This window comes from Planctomicrobium limosum, assembly GCF_051465645.1.
GTDB lineage: Bacteria > Planctomycetota > Planctomycetia > Planctomycetales > Planctomycetaceae > Planctomicrobium.
Map to the genome: position 1 here is coordinate 5402478 of NZ_CP195790.1, position 22066 is coordinate 5424543.

Sequence of the window (22066 nt, forward strand, 5' to 3'; positions counted from 1 at the left end):
CATCCTTCCAGGACATGTGGTTTAACCCGCATGTCCTTTTTTGTTGGATTTGATGTGATTCTTTCGGGAACTTATCTGGCCGGAAGTGAGAGTTTTGTTCGATGAAGAACGGCGTTCACAAATGGAATTCTGTGAGCCCGGAACGGATCGGGCAGCGATTCATTTCGCGATTGATTGAGATTGCAGGGGGGAGATGGTTACCGTGAGCAGATTGCTGGAACGGAATTCATGGAAACCGGTTGAATCTGAGCACGAATGAGCGTTTCCAGACTCAGCGGAATTGGATTTTGAGATCTCTCCGTTCATCTATGCGACAGGGCAGTGTTTCATTCGATGAAACCTTGTTTCTATAAACCAGATACCGCGACATCAATTCAGAAAACGCTCTAATGACCACGAGCCTAAATCATCTGATTGCCACATTTCGCGAAGCGATTCAACGCAGGCAAACTGCAGAGGCGACACTGCATTCGTTGAGTCATGGACAGGATCAAAAAGAACTTGCGTCACAGAAGCAGTTGAATGAAATCATTCGCTATCGTGATTCTCAAATTGCTGAAATGACAGCTAAGTACGAAGCCGATTACACGACGGTCGATCAAGATTACGCAGATCGAATCGCGGCTTCTGAAGATGCACATCGTCGGCGATCACAAGAGATCAGCAGTGTCGCAAACCGGGCCTTCACTGATCTGGAGAAGCAAAAAAGTGACAGCACCTGGGTGGTCACCTCAGTGATGGACGATACTGCGATCGACAGTCCTGTTCGAGAATACGAACGATTCAAGACGGTACTGCTGAAATCGCGAGAAGAGGTCACTCAGGAGCAATCGAACCTGAATGATCTTGTCAGCAAAGCGCTGGAAGAACGTGGCGCTAAGAGAGAAAATATCGGAAAATTTGGGCCTCCCCCTGTGGATCGAGATGAGGCGGCTGCCCGATTTGCGAAGGCGACAACAGGGACTCGTGAGGCACTGAAGCTGCTCAATAAATTGTTGCTGCCTCAACTCTTTCGAGGATTTCGGCCCATTGCGCTTTACGCGGTGCTCACCTGTGTCGTGGCCTTACCGGTTTTTCTTTATGCCGACCCGCAGATTGCTGGCGTCACCGGTTCCAGAACCGAAACGATGTGGATTGTTGTCTCGCTGATTCTGGGAGCAATCGGAGCATTATTAATCACACTGGTTCTCTTTACCCTGTCATCGATGCGACAGTCAGATGTGATGCGGCAATTGCAGGAGAAGATGACGGAGGTTGATTGGGTTCATCATCATTGGATGAAAATTGCCAAAGAACAGTTGGCGCAACGTCAGAAAGAGTTCGAAGCGTTTCAGAAGCTGGTCGAACGAGATCGCAAACAGTCGCTGCGCCGCTATGAAGCCGCTCATCAGGAAGGTTTCCAGCAGATCGAGCAGCAACGCGACAAATCCTGGGCTGAAGAAGAGACTCGCTATCGCAATGAACAGCAGCTCCTGCAAACCGAGCGTCAGGGGATGCTTGGCCAGATGCAGCAGGCGATCACCGATGCTCTGCAATCGATTCAGCAGCACTGGGCCGGGGAAGTCGAACGTCTGCAGGCGGAAGTGGAGCAGCTTTCCGCCACTCGCCGACGGACTCAGTTGGAACAGTCTTCCCGATTGCGAGCCGAGTGGACACAGGCGACGCTGCAATTCGAAGGGGCACTTCAATCGGCAGCGAGAATCAGTCGAGATCAATTTCCGGAGTGGTCCTCTCTGATTTCGCGATCATGGAAGCCACCTGTGCAGATTCCAGAAGCAATTCGCCTCGGAGAGTTCAATCTGGATCTCAGTCATTTAGAAGGTGCAAATCCAGAGGATGCACGACTGGCGCTGAAGAAAACGCAGCACATCTTTCCATTAGAACTCACGTTTCCCGAAGCGGCATCAGTTCTGTTCGCCTCACCAACTTCTGCTGCTCGTGAACAGGCCATTGCTGGTTTACAAACGTTGATGCTGCGGCTCCTCACATTGCTTCCGCCAGGGAAAATTCGATTTACGATCATTGATCCTGTTGGACTGGGAGAGAGTTTCGGAGGGTTCATGCATCTCACCGATTATGATGAGATGTTGGTCACGAACCGGATCTGGACAGAGTCGAATCAGATTGAAAAGCGCCTCGAAGATTTGACGGAACACATGGAGAATATTCTGCAGAAATATCTCCGAAACGAATTTCAGACGATTGAAGAATACAACAACTCTGCAGGGGAAGTTGCGGAGCCTTATCACTTTCTGGTGATCAGTGATTTCCCTGCCAAGTTCAGTGAAATCGCAGCAAGACGTCTGGTCAGTGTCATTAACAGCGGCCCGCGATGCGGGGTCTATACGTTGATGAACTATGATCCGGGCAAGCAGTTGCCGAACAACTTCAGTCTGTCAGATGTTGATGGTCGGATGACGAAGTTCGTCTGGAAAGAATCCGCCTTCCACGCAGCAACTCCAGAAGTTGGGCAATGGCCGATTTCTATAGAAGAGGTTCCACGGCCTGAAGACTTCACCGCGATTGTGAAGATGGTTGGGGAAGCGTCGAAAGATGCCCGACGAGTTGAGGTCTCCTTCGCTCGCATCACTCCTCACGCGGATGAAATCTGGCAAGGAGACAGTCGCTCTGAAGTGGTAATCCCACTGGGACGAGCAGGGGCCACCAAGCTGCAGATGATGCGGATTGGTAAAGGAACTTCACAGCATATGCTGGTCGCCGGGAAAACCGGGTCAGGCAAGTCGACATTCCTTCATATTCTGATCACCAACCTGTCGCTGTATTACAGTCCTGATGAAGTGAACTTCTTCCTGATCGACTTCAAGAAGGGGGTTGAGTTCAAGGATTACGCGACGCGGCAACTTCCACATGCTCAGGTCATCGCAGTGGAAAGCGATCGTGAGTTTGGTGTCAGTGCTTTGCAGCGACTTGGTGACATTCTTCAGGAACGGGGAGAACTATTTCGACGGCATGGCGTGCAGGATATCGCCGGATTCCGCAATACGACGGGGCAGGTGATGCCTCGGATCTTTCTGGTCATTGACGAGTTTCAGGAATTCTTCGTTGAAGATGACAAGATCGGTCAAAATGCAACGCTCCTGCTTGACCGGTTAGTGCGGCAGGGACGTGCGTTCGGGATTCATGTCATTCTCGGTTCGCAAACACTCGGGGGGGCGTACTCGCTCGCGAGAAGCACATTAGGGCAGGTTGCGATTCGTGTTGCGTTGCAATGCAGTGAATCCGACGCCCATCTAATTTTGAGTGAAGACAACTCGGCCGCGCGCTTACTGACTCGGCCAGGGGAAGCGATCTATAACGATGCGAACGGCATGATGGAGGGGAATCATCCATTTCAGATTGCCTGGATCAGCGACGAACAGCGTGAGCAGGCGATGGAGACGATGCAGGGACTGATTCAACAACAGAAGAGAACCGTTGAGCCGGCGATTGTGTTTGAAGGAAATATTCCTTCTGACTTGAGATTGAACCGACGCGTGACGGATCTTGTTGACCAGTATGCGACGAGAGAATCTGCAATCTCGTCCCCAACGATCTGGTTGGGCGATGCCGTCGAAATCGCTCCGGCAACCGCGTTGAAATTCCATCGACAGAATGGAAATAACCTATTGCTGGTCGGGCAGGATGCTGATGCCGCTCAAGGCGTGATGGTCGCTTCGTTGATCTCACTCGTTGCCTCGCTGTCGCCACATCAGGAGGAGAATTCCCTGTTTGTGATGGACGGAAGCCATGTCGGTTCACCAGAGGCAGAGATCTGGAATCAGGTGGCAAATGAGTTTGAATCCGATGTTCGTCGTGTGAGCCCAAACGAAGCTCCGTTGTTGATGCAGGCACTGACTGCGGAATTACAGAAGCGCGAAGAATCGCCGCAGCCAAACACCCCGCCGCTCTTTTTGTTTGTCTTCAATATCGCTCGATTCCGTGACCTGCGAAAAGTGGAAGACGATTTCGGCATGAGCAGTTTTGGCATGGGAAGCAGCGAGCCGAAACCTGCCGAGCCGGGGAAGCTCTTTGCTGACTTGTTGAGTCGCGGTCCTGCAGTCGGAATTCATACGATCGTCTGGTGCGATTCCAACAACAACGTGGAACGCTGGTTTTCACGGCAGACACTCCGCGAACTGGAGATGCGGGTTGCGTTCCAGATGAATGCCTCCGATTCCAGCAATTTGATCGACTCACCAGCCGCCTCTCGACTGGGAACGCACCGCGCCTTGCTGTATCGCGAAGAGACTGGAACGACGGAGAAATTCCGCCCTTATGGAGTTCCTGCTTTAGAATGGCTGCAAAAGGTGAAAAGGCGGTTGCAGAACCAGGAAGGTGGCGAATCGGAATCCGATCTCGAAGAGTTCACGATCCTGTAGTGCTGGAGCCTGATGCCGTCTGGTGCTCGTTCGTGTTCGACCTGAAGTTTGTGCGGCGAGTGATCGGACTCAGCCAGACTTACCAGGGAGCTTCCATCAGGCCAACGATCTGCCGGGCCATTTGTGTGACGGCTTCCTGAGTCGCGGTCTGCATCGATTGACCGGCTTCTGGAGCGAATGTCACGTTGATCACAGCTTGAGAAAACTGTGAAGAGATCGGGACGGTCTGCTGGGCAAGGATCTGCCCGCTGCGAGTGTCTTCCCAGACAATCTCAACACCGAGTGACAGTTCCAGCTCGCGCGGGTCGTCGTACTTGTTCTGGTTGGCGGGGGACTTGTTGACGCTGACAACTCGACCGATGAGCCGTGTGTCTGCCTGATCGTCACTGGCAAGTCGGAAGGGGGTTCGCAGCTGAATCTGCTTCTGGACTGCTTCTGTCAGTTGCAGTTCAAACCCACGACGGTAGCCGCCGCCGTTGTAATCTGCTTTGTAAGCCTCGTTGGTGAATGTCGGGACGTGCACACTACGGACTTCTGGCCCGTAAGGACTGCCAACGATATATCCACAACCTGTCAGCGCAATTCCCCAGCTCATGACCAGCGTCATGCAGAGCAGGCGGCTGTATATGGGAATCGCCAGTGTCATCTTGAACAGATCATCTGATTGGAAGGGCAGGTCGAGCAGGGTTGCCTGATTGAAAGCGGCACTAGTCGACGTGCAATGCAGATTCCTGATCGGTCAATCTGCGTTAGAAACCGCTTTGCAGGATTTTGCTCTTCCCGGGCTTTTCTGCCAAGTCGTCTTTTCGCGTTGGAGGCGGATTCTCTGGGACTTTTTCCAGTTTTGGTGGCTCTTTTACGCTGCGAAGTGGATTCATCCGCTGCAACCAGTTCGGTTCCGCTGCCGGAGCAGGGAGTGGTTCAATTCCGGCCGGTTGCCGTGGCTCGACAGGTGTCTGCTGAGATTGAGCCGGTGGTTGCTGCTGAGGTTGCTGTGATTCTGGTGCGGCCGGAGTTGCGGCCACTTTCTTCTTCTTGAAGTTGAGCGGTGAATTCGCCCAACGCTTCTCTTCTTCCTGAATCTCTAAAAGCAGCTCTCTCGCTTTCGGAGCGTACGGAGAATCTGGATACTTGTTGATGATCTGGTAGCAGTGAAGTTTGACGCCGGGGTTGTTGCGTTTCACTCGGTAGAAGTCAACGAGATCCCAGATTCGGGCGACTTCTGCATCTTTCAGGATGCCGATTTCCTGTTCAAGTTCCCCACGCTCATCTTCGGTCAGGGATGGGAAGATCGCCAGCAACTCTTGTTTCAACTCTCGGGCACTGGTCAGAGCTTCGTCGTCGTAAGCAGCCCCTTGATAGGATGCGAGTGCGACGTGTGATCCCAGCATATACGCATCCTTCAGGTGGATGCTGTCGGGATACTGTTCTCGGAGCAAGGTGTATAGACGTCGAGCTTCGACGTAGTCATCTGTTCGCAGTGCGTGATTCGCGGCGAGCATCAACGCGTCGGGAGCCAATGGGCCAGTCGAATCGTGTAACCAGATGGAACGGAGAGCCTGCTTGCCACGTCCAGCAGTATCGAACGTCGGCCGGGATTTATCCGTCAGGTTCGGAAAGACAGGGACACGCGACAGCGTTGAAGGGCCGCCATTCCGTTCTGCAGACTCGGCGCTGGCGACTTTGACTTCACCGTTCTCGCCGGTTTGAGTGCTTTCTTCAGGGAACCCCAGCCAGTAACGGGCGATGCGGAACATCTGCCGCGTTGTCGGATCGAGGTAGCGTGTCGATGGATAGCGAACGAGCAGGTCTTCGTAGGTTTCCTGTGCATCGGCGTAATGACGCTGAGCATATTGGGATTCTGCGAGCATGAAGATCGCATCCTCTTCAATCGCGTCGCCGTAGTTGCCGTACATATCGTGAGGACGTTTGTCTTCCATCCCCAGGTTACGGCGGAATCGAGCTCCAAAAGATTCGTATCGCTGCCGTCGCTCTTTGGCGAGACGCTGGAATCCTTTTTCGGCCTCTTTGTATTTGCCTGCGTCGTAGAGTTCTTTGGCGGCGTCAAATTCTTCAAGTGCAGCGATTGTTTCCGGGTCACCACCTCGTTTGAGGTCTTCCCGCTTTCGATCCCAGTTCGACTGATTTAAAGAACGTTCGGTTGGTCCTTGAACCCCTGCGATGGAATAGCTCGGGTTCTTGTCCATTTCCGCCCGAACTTGCTCCTGTCGTGACAACTTCAAACTGCCGCACCCTGAGCCGATAACCATGCCGCTGACGATCAGGGCAGGCCATTTGCTCTTGTTGAGCTGCTGTAACAGGTTTTGGAAGTGGTCTGACATGAACCCGTTCTCGAACAATAGTTCGTTGTGTAAAGCACCTGCCAAATTCCCAAATGGGCAGGGACTTTGTGAAAACACATCCGCTTTCAGGTCATCGTGACCAACGAAAGTGTTTTAGGACGTCGACCAAGCACGTGCGAAATTGCTGCAGTTGCCAGTCGACGAATCTCCTTTTTCTGTGATGCGGAAACATTCAGTTGATTCAATTGCTGAGGGGGGGATTCCAGCAATTGATGGAGCAGAGCCAGGCTGCCAGGTTCGAATTCCGACGCTTGATACTCGGAACGTCCACATCGTGAACAGATCAATCCGCTTTGTGAGACCCAAAATCTGGCGGAATCTTCAATTACGAGATTCTCGCGGCAGATTGTGCAGGAGAAGAAGTCAGGCAATTGCCCAATCTCCTGCAGCGTCATCAGTTCGAACCAGGTGACCGAGGTGAATGGGGAGTCTGCGGTGGACAGGGCGTCCAGCGAGATAATCGCCGCATCAAAGAGATCCGGATGAGGGTCCCCTTCTTCCGTCAAAGAGTTTAGAAGCTCTGCAATGTAGTACCCGGCATAGAGATGCGACAAACTACCGGCGAGTGGCTGGAAACGCTTCAGGAGCTGCGATTCCGTCAGTAAGTCCAGAGTTCCGTGTGATTTTTGAATGAAGACGATACGGCAGTGAGAAAGGATGTCTAATCCGGACTCAAACGCACTTTTCAGGCGTTTCGCCCCCTTCGCAAGTGCGGAAACTTTGCCAAAATCTTTCGTAAACAAAGTGACGACACGGCTGGATTCGCTGAAATCCGCCTGACGAATGACAATGGCTTCTGTTTTCTCGGTCGACATGCAACAGGCAGTTCACTGGAGCCAGACCCCGGAATCGGGAAGAGATCAAAATGTCATTGTGCAGGGAATGCCCAATATCCGCCAGATGAAGTTTCGAACGTCGCGGAGCGATCGTGTATCGTGCTTTCAGGTCATGACTAACGGCAAACCAGACGTTGGGGCTGGTCAGTGTTGGTTGATGAGATCGGAAAAGTTAACGAAATTGTGTGTGAATATTTTTGTTCTCAAAGCTATAGTTTTGTTTAAACGCGCGTTTTAATTCAGTTTGGGAGACGTCGGTGCGGAATCCGCTGCTATTGGTCGCAGGGTTAGGATTGGTATTGATCGCGGGCGGCTGCCAGCCCCGTAACCAACTTGTACAGACGCCGCCACCAAAGGTGACCGTCGCCGTGCCGGTCGAAAAGCCGGTTCAAGACTACTTCTATACGACAGGGCAAACCCGGGCAGTTGCTTCAGTGCAGTTGCGGGCGCGAGTCTCTGGTTATCTCGACGAGATCCGATTCAAAGACGGGGACATGGTCAAAAAGGATCAGGTCCTCTTTGTCATTGATCAGGCCCCTTATCAGGCGGCTCTCGATTCTGCCGTTGCCTCTCTGGCAAAAGCGAAGGCCCAGCTCAACCTTGCTGAGAAGCAATTGCAGCGAACCAGCGCGCTCGCCAAAGAAAATGCAGCAACGGAAAGTAATCTGGATATTCAACAGTCACACCGTGAGGCGGCTGTCGCTGATGTGGCTGCTGCCGAAGCTGCGATGCGTCAGGCCCAGCTGAACCTCGACTACACCGAAATCAAGGCTCCGTTCGATGGTCGGATTGGTCGACATATGGTTGACCTCGGAAATCTGGTCGCAATTGGAGAGACATTGCTCGCTTCACTGGAAGCGGTCGATCCGATCTATGTGTATTTCACGCTCAGTGAACAAGAGTTACTGACCTTTATGGAAGGGACAAAGACTGGCTCAATCCCGGTGATTGATGAGACCGATCCTCCATTGTTCGAACTGGCAATTGGAAGCAGCGACAATTTTCTGTTTCAGGGGAAGCTTGATTTCCGTGAATTCGGGATCAATCCTCAAACGGGAACAACTGACCGCCGCGCTGTCTTTCAGAATTCTGACGTCACGCTGGTGCCGGGGTTGTTCTGCCGCTTGCGTGCTCCCGTCGGGCCGCCCAAAGAGCGATTGCTTGTTGATGAACGGGCTGTTTCGACCGACCAGCGCGGAAAATTTCTGCTGGTTGTGAACGCTGAGAACAAGGTTGAGCTGAAGATTGTCAAAGTGGGACCGCTCCATCAGGGGCTGCGTGTCATTGAATCGGGGATCGCCAAAACCGACAGAGTGGTCATTAACGGTTTGCAACGCGCTCGTCCGGAAAGTGTGGTGGATCCGACCGAGGTCCCAATGGAGGCCCGTATTAACGGTGCTGCGGTTGGCGGGAAGCCTGCTGGAGCCGATCATCCAGCAAAGGCTAAAGCCGCTGAGAAAACTCCAGCAGATGCGAAGAACGAGACAGCCGAGAGCTCGAAACCTGCTTCGAAGGAAGAGCCTGCAGCCATGTGAGTTGTTTCCTCTGCTGGTCACTGGCAGGGGAAATTGCTGTTGATGGTCTGCTGGAAATGCTCTGCTCCTGTTCGATGTTTCCCACACAGTGCTTCTTCGGGAATTGATTCATGCTCTCGAGATTTTTCATTGAACATCCCATCTTTGCCAACGTGATTGCGATCATCACCGTCTTGATTGGTGCGGTCGCGTTGTGGGATTTGCCAATCGAGCAATACCCGGAAATCACGCCTCCCACAATTCGCGTCAGTACCGTCTTTCCTGGTGCGAATGCGAGTACCGTGGCCGATACTGTTGCCGCGCCGATTGAGCAGCAGGTCAACGGTGTTGAAAACATGCTGTATATGCAGTCCACCAGCTCCGGGGACGGGTCATATGCTTTGACTGTGACTTTTGAGATCGGGACAGATCTCGATGATGCTCAAGTGCTGGTGCAGAACCGAACTGCGATTGCGGAACCGCAGTTGCCAGAAGAGGTCCGACGCCAGGGAGTGACGGTCAAGAAACAGTCTTCCAATATTATCATGGTGATCTCGCTGGTCAGCGATGATCCCAACCTGAATACGTTGTTCCTCTCGAACTATGCGAACCTGCGTATTCGCGACGAGTTGAGCCGTGTCAAAGGGGTGGGCGAAGTCACGGTGTTCGGTACTGCGAACTACAGCATGCGAATCTGGCTTGACCCACAGAAGCTCAAGGCGCGAGCAATGACAACGTCTGACGTTGTCTCAGCATTGCAGGAGCAGAACGTTCAGGTCGCCGCAGGGCAGATTGGACAGCCACCAAATTCCGCAGGCACTGACTTCCAGTATACCGTGACCGTTCTCGGACGATTGAGCGAGCCGTCCCAGTTCGAAAACATTGTTGTGAAGTCCGGAATAGGTGTTGAACTTGTCTATTTGAAAGATGTCGCTCGAGTTGAACTGGGAAGCCAGTCGTATGACCAGTTCACTGAGAAGGAAGGCCGTGAAAACGCGAACCTCGGGATCTTCCAGTTGCCGGGGGCCAACGCGCTGCAGGTCGCCGAAGACGTCATTACCACGATGGAGCGATTGAAGCGACAGTTCCCGGTTGGATTGAGTTACAGCATTCCACTGAATACGACCATCTTCGTACAGGCGTCGATTAACGAGGTCTATAAGACTCTGATCGAAGCCGGTGTTCTGGTCTTGATCGTGATCATGCTCTTCCTGCAGGACTGGCGAGCAGTTTTGATTCCTGCCACAACTGTTCCTGTGACGATCATTGGAGCGTTCGCGGCAATGGCCGCACTCGGCTTCACGGTGAATATGTTGACGCTGTTCGGTCTTGTGCTCGCGATCGGAATTGTGGTCGACGATGCCATCGTGGTGGTTGAAAACGCGGTTCACCATATTGAGAAGGGGGAGCCGCCCAAGGAAGCCACGATTCGCGCGATGAGCGAAGTGCTCGGGCCGATCATCGGGATTACGCTTGTGCTTCTGGCTGTGTTCATTCCAGCAGCCATGATGGGAGGAATCACCGGTCAGTTATATCGGCAGTTCGCATTGACGATCGCTGCGACCGCATTGATCAGTGCAATTAACGCTGTGAGTTTGAAACCGGCTCAATGTGCTCTCTGGTTACGACCAATCGACAAGAACAAGAAGAAGATCTTTTTCTTCCGCTGGTTTGAAGCCGTTTACGGATTCACTGAGAGGGTGTATGTCGCAATCGTGAGATGGCTGGTGAGAAATATTCTGATTGGATGTGCCGCGTTTGCCGGCTTGCTGGTCCTGACCGGCTGGTGGTATTCGCAGTTGCCGACAGGCTTCCTTCCAACGGAAGACCAGGGATACTGCATGATTGCGGTGCAGTTGCCTGACGCCGCTTCTCAGGAACGTACCAGAGAAGTGATGTCAAAAATTGACGACATGTTGAGTAAGGTCAAAGGCATCAGTGACTGGATCACCATCGGTGGAATGTCGCTGCTGGATAATAGTAGCGCGTCGAATGCAGGCACGGTGTTTGTGACCTTTGAGCCGTTCGAGGAGCGTGAGAAGAACCATATCCCGATGGGGTTGATTCTGAGAGATATCACGATCGGACTGAGCCAGATTCAGGATTCATTTGCGTTTGCCTTTCCTCCTCCGGCGATTCGTGGACTCGGGGTCCGCGGGGGATTCGAAATGCAGATTGAGGACCGTGGCGGTGCTGGGCTGGAACAGTTGCAACAGGCTGTCATGTTCATCGTCGGAGATGCGAACGCACAGTCCGGCCTGTCTGGTGTTGCGACGACATTCCGCGCTGGAGTTCCGCAGTTGTTTGCCGATGTGGATCGTGAAAAAGTAAAGGTCCTGAATGTCCCGTTGGGAACAGTTTTCGGAACCTTGCAGGCGTACCTCGGTTCGGCTTATGTCAACGACTTCAATAAGTTCGGGCGGACCTATCAGGTACGTGTTCAGGCGGATCAGGAATATCGCGCCACTCCGGAAGATATTCGCAAACTTGAAGTGCGGAACCGTGAAGGGCAGATGATTCCGCTGGGATCGCTGGTCAATATTCAGCCATCGTTCGGCCCTCAGGTGATCAATCGCTTCAATCTGTATCCGGCTGCGTCCATCACCGGGACATCGGCACCAGGGTATAGCTCAGGTGACGCGCTGACGATTATGGAGCAACTGGCGAGGAGCGGATTGCCAGCGTCGATGGACTTCGAATGGTCAGGGATGTCCTTTCAAGAGAAGCGCGTCGGTGGTGAAGCGATCTTCATTTTTGTCTTCGCGATTGTTCTCGTGTATCTCGTTCTTGCTGCTCAGTACGAAAGCTGGATTCTGCCATTGGCAGTGATTCTGGTGGTGCCACTGGGGATTTTGGGAGCGGTTGCCGCTGTTGCGTTTCGCGGGATGGATAATAACGTCTATACGCAGATCGGGATTGTGTTGATTATCGCGCTGGCAAGTAAGAACGCGATTCTGATTGTCGAGTTCGCCAGAGAGCTCCGAGCAAAAGGGCAGACGATTATTGATGCCGCTGTAAATGCGTCTCGCATGCGTTTCCGGCCAATTCTGATGACGTCATTCGCGTTCATTCTCGGAGTGGTTCCACTTGTTCTTGCGAATGGAGCAGGGGCTGCTGGTCAGCGTGCACTCGGGACAGCAGTGTTCGGGGGAATGTTGGCCTCGACATTGCTCGCGATCTTCTTCATTCCGATCTTCTTCGTGATTTTCCAGTGGTTGGATGAAAAATTTCGCGGCAACAAGCCGATCGTTTCAAATCATGGTCCAGCAGTCCCTGCAGGTGAATCGGCTGGGCATTGATATTGAGCTCTGATTGATGAGGGGATCTGATGGTCATTTCCCCTTGGGTAATGAAAGTCGCCGACAAGACATTTTGTCCTGTCGGCGACTTTTTTTGCGACATTGAAAATTTTCACCAATTACGATCGGGAAGTTAGACATGAGGGCCCCGGCGAAAAGAGGGGAGTCCAGTGAGTGGAAATCCATTCTGAGGGGGGCTTCCGGTTTTCGAAAATGAAAGTCAAGTAACCAACGGATCGGTTGAAGTTGATCTGTTGGTTTGTTATTGGTTGATACCACGTTCAATTGATTGGATTAATATTTCGATAGTTTTTGTCTTCAGGGAGATTGACTGTGGGGCCACTTCGTCATTTTTCGTTGCCTGCGCTGTGTCGTCGCCGACGTTCTGTCACTGTAAACCGTCTTGATAATGGCGATCGATTGGGGTTTACGCTGATCGAATTGCTGGTGGTTATTGCGATTATCGCCATTCTGATTGCATTGTTACTTCCTGCGGTTCAGCAGGCTCGTGAGGCGGCTCGCCGGTCACAATGCAAAAACAATATGAAGCAGATCGGATTGGCACTCCATAACTATCACGATACTCACAACACGTTTCCCACTGGTGCTCCGCACCGCAATCAACCTAACTGGAGATACCAGTTGCTGCCTGGGCTGGATCAAACCGCTCTGTTTCAAAAATTGGTGATTTCGACGAATGGGTGGCAGTCTGGTTGCAATGCCACGTCGACATATGGTCAGAAAGCGTATAACGAAAATCTGATTCTGGTGGGGCTGAAATTGGCGGTCTATGATTGCCCGTCCAGCACTTTACCTTCGAATGAACCATCAGGGGCAATGTGCAACTACGACGAATTGCAATTGCATGACTACGTTGGAATCAGTGGCGCATTCGCCGATCCTGCAACGACTCCACGGGCAAACCTTTGCTCCCAAAGTCAGGCCTACGGAGTTTTCTGCACCAACGGGACTTTGGTCCCCGGTAAGCATTTCCGGATGAGGGACCTGACAGACGGGACCTCCAATATCATGGTGGTTGCTGAACAGTCAGGATCAGTTGGAAATAGCGACTTTCGGAATAACTATCATGGCGGATGGCGCGGATTGTCTCTGTCCTCCGGAGACATCACGACCAGCGCAACAACCGCTCATGCTTCTGGCGTTACTGCCAACGCTTTTCGGATCAATTCAAAGACTGCAACTTCAGGAAGTAATACCACTCCCAGGTCAAACACGCCATACGCTGCAAACACAATTATCAACTCGTTTCACACCGGAGGTATTCACAGCCTGATGGGAGATGGTTCCGTTCGATTCGTGTCTGAGAGTCTGGATTTCAACTTGCTTCAGCGACTGTGCGTGAAGGATGACGGACTTCCCCTCGGGGAATTCTAATCAGGGTTGCCTGTCACGTTATTGTGGTTGATCTGCTCCTTACTTTTCATGCAAGTTTACCATGTCCAAACGATTCTTGTTGCTGGCTTGTTCTGTACTGATTCTGATGATGGGATCCTGTAGCGGTCGTTCAGGAAAGCCGATGGCCAGCCTGCGAGGCAAGGTGACTTTCAATGGTGCTCCCGTTTCGTTGGCAACTGTCACGCTCTACTCAGCGGTGGAAGGGGTTGGCGTCTCAGCACCGCTCACTGCTGAGGGGGCGTACGAGATCCCCGGTCAGATTCCTGCGGGGACCTATCAGGTTTTCGTGGTTCCTGAACCTCCTACGCCACAACAGCTTGATGAGAATCCAAAACTGAAGTTTGACGAGGACGCTGTTCCGAAGAAGTATCGTGCTCCTGAGACCAGTGGGATCGAGGTCACTTTAAAAGCGGGACAGAACCAGGAAGATTTTGATCTCGTTCCGTAGTCAACAGGCTTCATTACGTGAGGCGGCTTCAAAACCCTCTTTTGTATGAATCAGGGAGGGCGGAACTTCTGCTGAGCTGCCTGCGTGATCACGTCTGCTCTGGTTCATGGCGCGGCAGGAGCTTCGCCCTCCCTTTTATGAAACATCGTTGTGAAAGTTGAAAGAAAAATCCAGTGCCTGCTCAATGCAGCGGGCACTGGATTTTTCTATAGAGGATGCCATTTTGTCACATTGGCGGGATGATGGGCCTGTTAGGCGATCGGCGGATTTTTGGGCGGTGGCATCAGCGAAATGGTCAATGATTTCAGGAATGGCGCCACATGTGGCGCCGACATAAAGACTCTGGCCGAGACGATCGAGCGAGGATAGACATTTGTGATGAAGTCGAAACAGAAGTCGGTTGCCGAGTGCCGAATCAGGACTGCATTTGCATAGCGGCCTCCCATCATGGCTTCCGGCATTTTCAGTTCATTGTAAATGTCATCGATGTGGGGTTCTGGTGGTTCCTGTGAAGAGCGTTGTTCGTGAACACCTTCGCTTCCAGAAGTTGACTTTTGCTGCGGTTGAATTGCCGGTTCGGTCGGGATGTCATCTGGCATCGGGACCTGACGTGGGTGCGGGATCTTCGGCAGAGGACCGTAATACTCTTCATAGCTGACGATGTTGTCCTGGAGTGCCGAGGCGAACTGCCGCGCGACAACATGGGGGAGGATCACGCGAGCTGCCGCACGTTGCTGTTCACCAAGTCTCATTACAAAGTCCAGAATGACTTCGAATGCACCGGTTAAAATCATCACTCCATTACTGAGCGCACCGGGGGCGACATCTTCCGGCAAGCGGGCGCTGAGTTGATGGTGCTGGATTTGCCCATGATAGGTCTGTTCGTTCTCTGACGAATCCTGCGACTCTTCATGTGGTTGATCGTCATCGTCGTATGAAGAGGGATCAGCTGGCTCATCGGCCATTGTCATCTCCTGATGGAATTCTCAAACAGACTTTGCAGCTCTTATGAAGCGACAGCGAGCAATGTTTCCTGAAGTGAAACATTGCTCGCCGGGAAATCATCAAGCGAATTGAAAAAGGTGGCGGTGCCAGCGTGATGTGGGATATCCGCAATCACACCGAGTCCCGCCGGGGTCCAGACGCTTTAGCGGCAGGCGTCGTGCTGGAGCGGAATCCATGCCGAATTCTGCTGGCTGCTCGCGACAGACTGCTGGATAAAGTTCATCCCGTCGATCCCATCGTAAACATTCGGGTAGATCGTGTTCCGCATCTCGAATGTTTGTCCGAGGGCGCGTTTGATCATGTCGTCATAAGCAAATCGATAGATGTTCGCGAAGGCTTCGAAGAACGCTTCAGGGTGTCCGCCGGGAATACGACCAGAAGCGGTGGCGAGTGGGGTCGAGTACGGTGAACCTGGATTGCGGGTGTAAACCTGCCAAGGTTCTCCGTTGCGACGCACATACATCGCGTTCGGTTCTTCCTGACGCCACGAGACAGCTGCTTTTGTCCCGTCGATTTCAATGGTGAGATCGTTTTCTCGCCCATGTGTAATCTGGCTGGCAGTGATGTTGGCGAGTCCGCCGTTTGCAAATCGGATGAGGGCGATGCCGTAGTCGTCCAGTTTGCGGCCCGGTTCAAACGATTTCAGAGTGCAGGAAATCTCAGCTGGAATCAGACCGGTCGTATAACGGACGAGATTATAGGCGTGGGTGGCGATGTCACCGAAGGCCCCAGCGATTCCGGATTTGCTGGGATCAGTTCGCCAAGCGGCTTGCTTCTGATCAGATTCTTCGAGCTTCGTACGCAACCAGCCTTGGATGTAGTTGCTGCGGATCGCCTGAACTTCGCCAAACTCTCCGGCCTGAATCATTTCCCGAATCTGACGAACCAGCGGGTAACCTGTGTAGTTGTGTGTGACGGCGAAGACAATTTTGTTCTTCTCAACGATCTTCGCAAGTTCTTCGGCTTCTTCCAACGTGAACGTCAGTGGCTTGTCGCAAACGACATTGAAACCAGCTTCGGCAGCGGCTTTTGCGACTGGAAAGTGCATGTGGTTTGGAGTCGCGACGGTGACGAAATCGATTCGATCGCCTTCCGGTCGTTTCAGTTCTTGCTCAAGCATCTCCTGATAGGACCCGTAGGCGCGGTCTGGAGAAATTGCGTAGCTGGGTGCCGAAGCTTTGGATCGTTCTGCATTGGAGGACAACGCTCCGGCGACGAGTTCTGCCCGGTTGTCGAGAATCGCAGCAGTGCTATGGACTCGGCCAATGAAAGAGCCTTGGCCCCCACCGACGAGAGCCATTTTCAGTTTTCGGTTCAGGCCGCCGTTCAGATGTTCCATTTTCGCAATCCTCGTTTTACGAGCCTTATCTTCGAGTGATGACGCCGCATCTATGCGTGCGGAATTCCGTTGTGCATTCCATCGAATTGTCCTGATTACCGCAGATTTCCAAGAAATCTGGTCGATTTCAGTGCGAAATTCATCACGGGGGACAGAACGCAGAAACGGTCGTCAATGCATCAGAGAACCTGCAGGAGAATACCTGTCGTTCGGGGGTGTCGCAACTCGCCCTGTGGATTCGACCGGGAAACGGACGTACGATTTGACACGTTAATTACGCGACATAGAATGGTGGCTTTTCACAATGACCCGAGTGCGCAGGAAAATCCCATGATTTCCTTCAGTCGGGTTGTGAGAACGTCGTATTGAATTTGGACAACCATCACTTTTCTGCTCAGGTGAGACCCTCCATTGAATGACGCGGTAAGCAAGGTCAAAGTGCTTGTTGAGGCTCTCGAATGGATCCGACGATTCCGTGATCGCTACGTGGTCATCAAGCTGGGGGGAAGTGCCCTCGATGACCCGGAATCTGTGTCACGGTGTCTCGCGGATGTGGTCTTCATGGAAGCGGTCGGCATGCGTCCGATTCTCGTTCATGGAGGAGGTAAGGCAATCAGTCGGGCGATGTCTGAGTCCGGGATCGAACCCCGTTTTGTTCAGGGGCGTCGTTATACCGATCCTGAGACATTGAAGATCGCGACTCGGGTTCTGACCGAAGAAATCTGCGAGTCACTGGTCGATGAGTTGTGTACTCTCGGTGGGCGCGCTGTGGGACTTCACGTCGGAACAGAGAACGTGCTTGTCGGGAAAACGCTGACTCTGAAAGATTCTGACGGGAACCAGGTCGACCTGGGCCGTGTCGGAGCGGTGAGTTCAATCCGTCAGGAAATCCTGAAGGCCGTTTGCCGAAGCGGTGCGATTCCTGTCATTCCGTCTATTGCACTGGATGAAAATGGGGACGGGCTGAACGTCAACGCGGATACGGCCGCCGCTGCCATTGCAAAGATGATGGGAGCCGAAAAACTGGTCTTCCTCAGTGACGTTCCTGGGATCTTTCTCGACAAGAACGACCCGTCAACGCTGGTGCCACACCTGACAGTGGAGCGTTGCCGCGAATTGATCGCTGATGGAACGATTGCCACCGGGATGGTTCCCAAGGTCGAAGCGGCACTTGAAGCGCTCGATGTCGGCGTTGAAAAAATTCACATCATTGACGCAAAGATTCCGCATTCGTTGCTGCTTGAAATCTATTCCGACAAAGGGGTCGGAACAGAAATTGTCAGTTAGGCCTGCTCGGTTTATTAAGTGTCCGCGCGGCAACTGTTTGACTCGATGAAGTCCTGACTCCGCGTGCCAGATCCTGCTACATCAATTCAGAAAACGCTCTCGCTATGCCTAAAACACCTCGCAGCAGTGCTGAAACCGTCGCCCTGTTTGAGAAATACGTCATCCCGAACTATCGCCGGTATCCAGTCAGCATGGTTCGTGGGGAAGGCTCACATGTCTGGGATGCGGAAGGAAATCGCTATCTCGATTTGTTCCCAGGCTGGGGTTGCAACATTCTCGGGTACTCCCCAGAGAAAGTGATCTCCGCCATTCAGGAACAGGTTGGTCGCCTGATTCATGTTCCAAACACCTGGCATACCGAACCGCAAGGGGAGTTCGCGGAAGCGATCTGTACTCGTGGCTTCGGGAAGGCGTTCTTCTGTAACAGTGGTGCTGAAGCGATTGAGGGAGCAATTAAGCTCGCTCGCCTTCACACTGCAAAAGAGAAGTACAAGATCATCACGTTCTACAATGGATTCCATGGACGAACCTTTGCTGCCGTCACTGCGACAGCTCAGCCAAAGTACCATGAAGGGTTTGGACCGCTTGTCCCGGGCTTCGAATACGCTCCACACAACGATCTGGAAGCTGTTCGTAAACTCGTCGACGATCAGACCGCAGCAATTCTCGTTGAACCGGTGCAAGGTGAAGGGGGAGTCAATATTCCTTCCGAAGGATTCCTGGCCGGGTTGCGAGAGATCTGTGATCAGAACGGTATGGTCCTGATCTTCGATGAAGTTCAAACCTGCATGGGGCGAACAGGAAACTGGTTTGGATACCAGACTTTCGGTGTTCAACCTGACATTATCACGATGGCAAAAGGGATTGCGGCTGGCGTTGCCTGCGGTGCGTTCATCTGCCGGGATGAAATCGCCCCGAGCCTGCGTCCTGGGTTGCACGCCAGCACGTTCGGCGGCAATCCGCTCGCCATGGCAGCCGGGATTGCCACGGTACAGACGATCGAAGAAGAGAATCTTCTTGCGAACGTTGTTTCCAAGTCAGCCAGGTTTGAAAAGTACTTCCGACAGTTGCAGCAGGAGTTGCCCATCATCGAACAGGTTCGCGTTTGCGGCATGATGATCGGCATCGAGCTCTCGATCGATGCAGTCCCAGCAGTCAAGAAGTGCCTTGACCGTGGATTGCTGATTAATGCAACACACGACACCGTCGTCCGACTGCTACCTGCGTTGAATGTGACTGACGCGGATGTTGAAGAAGGGTGCTCCATTCTCGGCGAAGTGCTGCGCGACATGGCATCATAAGACGGTGCCGTTTATGATGATGCAGCACTGATGCGTCTATTGCGGGTGAGTGACTGGCGTCCAGACGCCGGTCACTCCAGATTCCTTCGAGCCTGAAGTCAGCGTTTTCATTGAAGACGATGTCGGGTTCGTTGTGTCTACTGCTTGCAAGGACGCTGCTCCATAGCCGCTCAACGTCACAGAGATCCGGTCTGACGTCAGTCCAGACCGGTTTGAATCGCCCGGAATCATTTCGCCATATGCGACCCTGGCATTGGATACTGATGATCGCGCTCGGCTTTTTGGCCGTGGCTTCAGTATTCATGGAAGCGTTGCCGGTATTAGGTACGTTCTTCTCCAGTAGTGCTTCGCTTGTCTATCACAATGCTGGATCGAGTTGGCAGGTCGCCGGATTGCTCGGCCTTACAACGGCGTGCGTCGTTGTTCTGACTATTCTGTTTCGTGATGAACGCAAGCTGGTATCGCGTCCGTTGGGACTGACATTGCTGGGGCTGCGAGTCTGTCTGATTCTGATCGTGTTTCTCACGTTACTTGGACCGACATGGACATGGTCTGTCCAGCGTTCTCAGATGGATCGGGTGCTCGTGGCGTTCGATGTCTCCCAAAGCATGGAGACCGTCGATCTGCAGGCGACTGAACTGGAGAAAATTCGTTGGGCCGAAGCACTCGGGTTGTTTGGGAGTGCAGAGTCACAGCAACGAGTGCAGCGGTGGATCAAAGACCTTGAGGCAGGTAAAGAGCCGGAGTGGGTCACTGAGGAAGAAGCAGCCGATCCAGAACGCCGAGCCCGCATGGCTCTGGTGCGGAAGCAGAACCTGCAATCTCAGTTGACCGAGGTGTCCGCTCTTTCTCGTTTAGAATTATCGCGTCGGGCGGCGTCTGGTCAGGGGAAATCGCCGCTTGATGCTCTGTCAGAACTATGTCGTGTGCAGTTGTGTGTGTTTGCGGACCATCCCCTTGCATTGCCAAAGGAAGATCTCCTGAAGCCGTTGGATGTTGCCCGGTTTCAAATTGATCGGGGACATTCGCGTATTCGAAATTTCCAGCCACTTCCCGACACGAGTTCGAAAGGGGACTCGTCTTCGCTGGCGGGGATCGTGCTGATCAGTGATGGACATGATACGGAGAAGAAACGGGCCGCGAGTGTTGCGAATCAACTCCAAGGATTGGGCGTGCCTGTTCATACCGTGCTGGTGGGATCGGAGCACCGGCCGCGTGATCTCGCGATCTTGCATGTGGATCATCCAGAATCGGTCTTCCTGAAAGATCGCCCTTTGGTGAAGGCCATCTTGCAGACGTCGGGATTCGAAGGGGAATCATTAAATGTTTACCTTCAGTCATTGGATGTTCCTGATCGCATTCCTTTGCAGCGGACGATTACTCCGACTGGCCCGACAAGCAACGTTGAGTTCACGCTTCCTGAAGAGACTGTCGGTCGACATCGATATCGTATCTGGACGGACGTTGCCCCTCGTGAAACTCGCGAGGATAATAATAGCGAGGACTTCTCGTTTAATGTTGTTGACGATCGAGCGCGTGTCCTGCTGGTTGATGGAGAGAGTCGTTGGGAGTTCCGGTTTCTTGACGATGCCTTGTCGCGTGATCCTCAGGTCTCTCTTGATCGCGTGCTGTTCGAGCAGCCATTCCTGGGGATTTTGAAGCAGTCGTTCTTTCCATCCAAACTTGATGACCTCGGCCAGACCCCTCATCAGGGAACTCGATTCTCTTCTTACGATCTTGTGCTGATTGGGGATGTTTCTCCCGGTGATATGCGTGCTCAGGATTGGCAGGACCTTGATCGCTATGTCCGTCAGGAAGGGGGGACGCTCGTTTGTATGGCAGGGAAACGCTATTTCCCGAAAGCCTATCGCGGCACATTGATTGAAGAACTGCTGCCCATCAGCCAGCCACGTCAGGTCGAACTCGATCCGGCAGTGATGCTCGGGCCTCCGCCTGCTCGTGGGTTTCATGTCACAGTCACTGAAGATGGCTATGTTCTGCCGATGTTTCAGCTGGATCGTGATCGTGTCCGATCGACTCAGATTTGGGGAGAACTGCCAGGTCATCTCTGGGGAATGGTTGGTGAGTTGCGAGCCGGGGCGACAGCCTGGGCGATTGGACTGCCGCCGGGACAACGGCTCACGCTGGAGAACGAACGAAAGAACGCGTTAATTGCTCAGCACTATGTCGGAGCGGGTCAGGTCATCTGGATCGGGATCGACAGTACATGGCGATGGCGCTATCAGGTGGGCGACCTTTATCACCATCGATTCTGGGGGCAACTGACGCGTTGGGCCGTCTCATTCAAAGCTTCTGCCGGCAATAAGTCGATTCGACTTGGATTACGTGAGAATGTGATTCGCGAAGGAGAGTCGACTCAAGTGCAGGTGCGGCTTGAGGAACGTTTCTTTGCCCAGTATCCCAATGTGACTGTTGAAGCGGTCCTCACAAAGCAGGGAGAAGGGCGTCCGTTTGCTCAAACGTTGAAGCTGGTTCCGCGAGAAGGAAATCCGTTATTGCTGGAAGCTCCAGTCACCGGTTTTCCTCCGGGAGAATTCAAGGTTCAACTTCGCGTGAATGATGCGGAGGTCAAAGAAGAACTGCTGGAAGCGATGCTGGCGGTGAATGCCGAACTGACCCCAGAACTTCAGGATGTGCACGTCAATCGACAGCTATTGGAACAACTGGCGAGCAGCACTGGCGGTACGTTTCTGCAACTCAACGAACTAAGCCGGTTGCCATCGTTGTTTTCAGGATCAAAGCAAACGCTGGAATCGCGAGAAGAGATCCCACTGTATGGGCACTGGATCGTACTCGTCCTCTTTAGCACCGTTGCCATGACAGAATGGGTACTGAGAAAGCTAAACGGCCTGCCGTAG

The 22066-nt window shown here is 52.9% G+C and carries 13 protein-coding genes; 8 read left to right on the plus strand and 5 right to left on the minus strand.

Annotated elements, in window-relative coordinates; translation table 11 throughout:
* The first annotated feature begins 389 nt into the window (after positions 1-389).
* The gene (locus SH527x_RS20430; protein ID WP_437192537.1) at positions 390-4379 is read left to right on the plus strand and encodes an FtsK/SpoIIIE domain-containing protein; all 3990 of its coding nucleotides are present in this window, start codon (positions 390-392) and stop codon (positions 4377-4379) included.
* 79 nt (positions 4380-4458) lie between these two features.
* Here the strand turns inward: SH527x_RS20430 and lptE are convergent, their stop codons facing one another.
* The 3 genes from lptE to recO form a co-directional block, all read right to left on the minus strand.
* On the minus strand, positions 4459-5025 hold the full coding sequence (gene lptE / locus SH527x_RS20435) for an LPS assembly lipoprotein LptE (protein WP_437192538.1): 567 nt from the start codon (positions 5023-5025) through the stop codon (positions 4459-4461).
* Positions 5026-5128: 103 nt separating this feature from the next.
* Positions 5129-6721, minus strand: a complete 1593-nt coding sequence (locus SH527x_RS20440) for a tetratricopeptide repeat protein (RefSeq protein WP_437192539.1) — start codon at positions 6719-6721, stop codon at positions 5129-5131.
* Positions 6722-6807: 86 nt separating this feature from the next.
* Positions 6808-7557 (minus strand): DNA repair protein RecO, encoded by a 750-nt coding sequence (recO, locus tag SH527x_RS20445; protein WP_437192540.1) that lies wholly within the window; start codon positions 7555-7557, stop codon positions 6808-6810.
* 278 nt (positions 7558-7835) lie between these two features.
* Here recO and SH527x_RS20450 point away from each other — a divergent pair, with 278 nt between their 5' ends.
* The 4 genes from SH527x_RS20450 to SH527x_RS20465 all read left to right on the plus strand — a co-directional run bounded on the left by SH527x_RS20450 (position 7836) and on the right by SH527x_RS20465 (position 14255).
* A complete protein-coding gene (locus tag SH527x_RS20450) occupies positions 7836-9113 on the plus strand; it encodes an efflux RND transporter periplasmic adaptor subunit (RefSeq protein WP_437192541.1) in 1278 nt (425 codons plus the stop codon).
* A 110-nt stretch (positions 9114-9223) separates the two neighbouring features.
* On the plus strand, positions 9224-12391 hold the full coding sequence (locus tag SH527x_RS20455) for an efflux RND transporter permease subunit (RefSeq protein WP_437192542.1): 3168 nt from the start codon (positions 9224-9226) through the stop codon (positions 12389-12391).
* A 333-nt stretch (positions 12392-12724) separates the two neighbouring features.
* Positions 12725-13786 carry a DUF1559 domain-containing protein gene (locus SH527x_RS20460; RefSeq protein ID WP_437192543.1) on the plus strand — a complete coding sequence of 354 codons (1062 nt, stop codon included), beginning with the start codon at positions 12725-12727 and terminating at the stop codon, positions 13784-13786.
* A 61-nt stretch (positions 13787-13847) separates the two neighbouring features.
* Positions 13848-14255, plus strand: a complete 408-nt coding sequence (locus SH527x_RS20465; protein ID WP_437192544.1) for a carboxypeptidase-like regulatory domain-containing protein — start codon at positions 13848-13850, stop codon at positions 14253-14255.
* A gap of 251 nt (positions 14256-14506) precedes the next feature.
* On the opposite strand, the gene SH527x_RS20470 is transcribed toward SH527x_RS20465, so the two are convergent.
* Complete coding sequence (locus tag SH527x_RS20470; RefSeq protein WP_437192545.1) at positions 14507-15220, minus strand: DUF3467 domain-containing protein; 714 nt, start codon at positions 15218-15220, stop codon at positions 14507-14509.
* A gap of 182 nt (positions 15221-15402) precedes the next feature.
* On the minus strand, positions 15403-16599 hold the full coding sequence (locus SH527x_RS20475; protein WP_437192546.1) for a Gfo/Idh/MocA family protein: 1197 nt from the start codon (positions 16597-16599) through the stop codon (positions 15403-15405).
* Positions 16600-17010: 411 nt separating this feature from the next.
* Between SH527x_RS20475 and argB the strand changes: the two genes are divergently transcribed.
* The 3 genes from argB to SH527x_RS20490 all read left to right on the plus strand — a co-directional run bounded on the left by argB (position 17011) and on the right by SH527x_RS20490 (position 22066).
* Positions 17011-17886, plus strand: a complete 876-nt coding sequence (argB, locus tag SH527x_RS20480) for an acetylglutamate kinase (RefSeq protein WP_437192547.1) — start codon at positions 17011-17013, stop codon at positions 17884-17886.
* Positions 17887-17990: 104 nt separating this feature from the next.
* A complete protein-coding gene (locus SH527x_RS20485) occupies positions 17991-19187 on the plus strand; it encodes an aspartate aminotransferase family protein (RefSeq protein ID WP_437192548.1) in 1197 nt (398 codons plus the stop codon).
* Positions 19188-19426: 239 nt separating this feature from the next.
* A complete protein-coding gene (locus SH527x_RS20490; RefSeq protein ID WP_437192549.1) occupies positions 19427-22066 on the plus strand; it encodes a hypothetical protein in 2640 nt (879 codons plus the stop codon).

Excerpts from the sequence above, each read along its gene's own strand:
- SH527x_RS20430 (WP_437192537.1), top strand. The coding sequence starts at position 390 with ATGACCACGAGCCTAAATCATCTGATTGCCACATTTCGCGAAGCGATT.
- lptE (WP_437192538.1), bottom strand. The coding sequence starts at position 5,025 with ATGACACTGGCGATTCCCATATACAGCCGCCTGCTCTGCATGACGCTG.
- SH527x_RS20440 (WP_437192539.1), bottom strand. The coding sequence starts at position 6,721 with ATGTCAGACCACTTCCAAAACCTGTTACAGCAGCTCAACAAGAGCAAA.
- recO (WP_437192540.1), bottom strand. The coding sequence starts at position 7,557 with ATGTCGACCGAGAAAACAGAAGCCATTGTCATTCGTCAGGCGGATTTC.
- SH527x_RS20455 (WP_437192542.1), top strand. The coding sequence starts at position 9,224 with ATGCTCTCGAGATTTTTCATTGAACATCCCATCTTTGCCAACGTGATT.
- SH527x_RS20465 (WP_437192544.1), top strand. The coding sequence starts at position 13,848 with ATGTCCAAACGATTCTTGTTGCTGGCTTGTTCTGTACTGATTCTGATG.
- SH527x_RS20470 (WP_437192545.1), bottom strand. The coding sequence starts at position 15,220 with ATGGCCGATGAGCCAGCTGATCCCTCTTCATACGACGATGACGATCAA.
- SH527x_RS20475 (WP_437192546.1), bottom strand. The coding sequence starts at position 16,599 with ATGGAACATCTGAACGGCGGCCTGAACCGAAAACTGAAAATGGCTCTC.
- SH527x_RS20485 (WP_437192548.1), top strand. The coding sequence starts at position 17,991 with ATGCCTAAAACACCTCGCAGCAGTGCTGAAACCGTCGCCCTGTTTGAG.
- SH527x_RS20490 (WP_437192549.1), top strand. The coding sequence starts at position 19,427 with ATGCGACCCTGGCATTGGATACTGATGATCGCGCTCGGCTTTTTGGCC.